The 2003-nt window shown below is 62.6% G+C and carries 2 pseudogenes; one reads left to right on the forward strand and one right to left on the reverse strand.

Features of this window, described 5'->3' with window-relative positions:
- Positions 1-622, forward strand: a pseudogene (locus tag NLI89_RS21580) (DDE-type integrase/transposase/recombinase); the annotation flags it as partial.
- Positions 623-868: 246 nt separating this feature from the next.
- Here the strand turns inward: NLI89_RS21580 and NLI89_RS21585 are convergent.
- Positions 869-2003 (reverse strand): annotated as a pseudogene (locus NLI89_RS21585) (IS110 family transposase); the annotation flags it as partial.

Genomic DNA, 2003 nt, shown 5'->3' on the forward strand with positions numbered 1-2003 from the left:
ACCGCCGGCTTAAGAAGCTGTTGGCGGAGTCGATGCTGGACGTGTCGGCGCTGAAGGACCTGCTGGGAAAAAACTGACCCGGTCTGCAGAGCGCTACGCTGCGGTGGAGAAGCTGATGGCCGACCACAGCTTCTCTGAGCGTCGTGCCTGCAGGCTGATCTGGGTCAATCGGTCGGCATGGCAATATGAGCCGCTTCGCGGAAAGGACGATGCTGTCCGCGAGCGGATGCGCGAGATCGCGAACGAACGTCGTCGCTTCGGCTATCGACGGCTGGCGATCCTGCTCAAGCGGGAGGGCAAGGGCATGAACCTGAAGAAGGTGTATCGGCTGTATCGCGAGGAGCGACTGACGGTGCGCAAGCGTGGCGGTCGCAAGCGCGCGCTGGGCACGCGGGCGCCGATGGCGATCCCGCAAGAACCCAACCAGCGCTGGTCGCTCGACTTCGTATCGGACTCGTTGGCCTGCGGCCGGCGGTTCCGCATGCTCAACGTCATCGACGACTACAGCCGGGAATGCCTGGGATGCATCGTCGACACCTCGCTGTCGGGTCGGCGGGTTGTTCGCGAACTCACCGCCATCGCAGAGCGCCGGGGGCTGCCGTGCATGGTGGTTAGCGACAACGTCCTATGTTGGGAAGCAGCGGCGGGTTTCGGCCAGCAGGTATCTATGCGCCGACAACCATCGGCGCGGCATGCATTCTGAGCCAGATGGCTCCCACCGTCAACGGGATCGCTCCCTGCCATAGCAAACACAGGATCCAGCGGCGCCGAGGCGGCCGTGGTCCTCACCATCCTTAAGACGAGATACGCACCCAGGTGGAAGGCCCGAACATTATCTACAGGGTCGCTCTCGCGCCCTCACGGCACATCAGAGAGGGGTCCTTCCACCTGGCATCCGACCGTTCGAGGAACGGCCGGTACTCTGTCCCCGTCTTGATGACGGCGTGAGCCACGCGCGCCATCTTGGCGGTGAGCGCCGTCATCGCCTTGCGGCGACGGTCGGCATCGTCCGCGTGCCCGGCTACATATCGTCCGAGCTTATCGCGGAAGCTATTGTCGCGCTGACGCGCGGCAACCTGAGCAGCCATCCAGAAAGTCCGGCGCAACCGTGCATTGCCGTATTTGGACAGCTTTGTGCGGCCACGGAACGTGCCTGACTGACACGTCGCGAGATCGAGGCCGCAGAATTTCAGAAATTGGCGATGATGATTGAACCGGCGCAGATCGCCGGCTTCCGCCAAGATGGTCAGCGCGTTGATCGGGCCGATGCCGGGAATCTTGCGCAGCAGCTGGTAATCGACATGCTCGGCCAGCCTGGCATGGGCAAGCCGCTCTATCTCGTCACGCTGCTGGATGAGACTGCGCCCCTGCGCGATGACCATGCGGAACATGGTGATCGCTGCCGAATCCTCCGGGACTGGCAGAGCCACCGAAGCGCAGGCCGTTTCGTATATGTCATTGATAAGACGGGCCTTGGAAACCTTACGGCCGATGAGAGGCCAGGCCACGGCCGAGAATGTCTCGGCGTCGAGCGCGGTGATGCTGGCAGGGGTGGGGAACCGCTCGATGAGCGCAAAAAACCAGTCGGATCTGCTGTTGCCAGCGAAGCGGGCGATCTCAGGGAAGTAGAGCGGCAAATAGTGGGTGAGGATCCGATGCCAGGTTTGCGTCTTGGCTTTGGAGATCGTTTCGTGGGTCTTCGACAGTTCCTGCAGGTCGTTGATCCCGGCCGCCAGCGGATCGACATAACGCTGCGTCGCCCCGATCCGCAGCATGTGCAGGATGACCTGGGCGTCTTTGGAATCGTTTTTGTCCCAGCCGTTGTGCAGCGCCTCGCGTGTGCGGGCGAGCGCGACCGACGAAATGAGGCGTAGCTCGAATCCCGCGGTCAGCAGTCTGTGCGCCAGCGTGCGATGGTAATTTCCGGTCGCCTCGAACCCGACGACGATGGGACGGCCGATGGCAGCGAGCTGTTCGGCAAAGTCGTCATAGTCCTTCTTGGT

Source organism: Sphingomonas faeni (assembly GCF_024273235.1).
In the GTDB taxonomy this organism is placed as follows: Bacteria; Pseudomonadota; Alphaproteobacteria; order Sphingomonadales; family Sphingomonadaceae; genus Sphingomonas; species Sphingomonas faeni_A.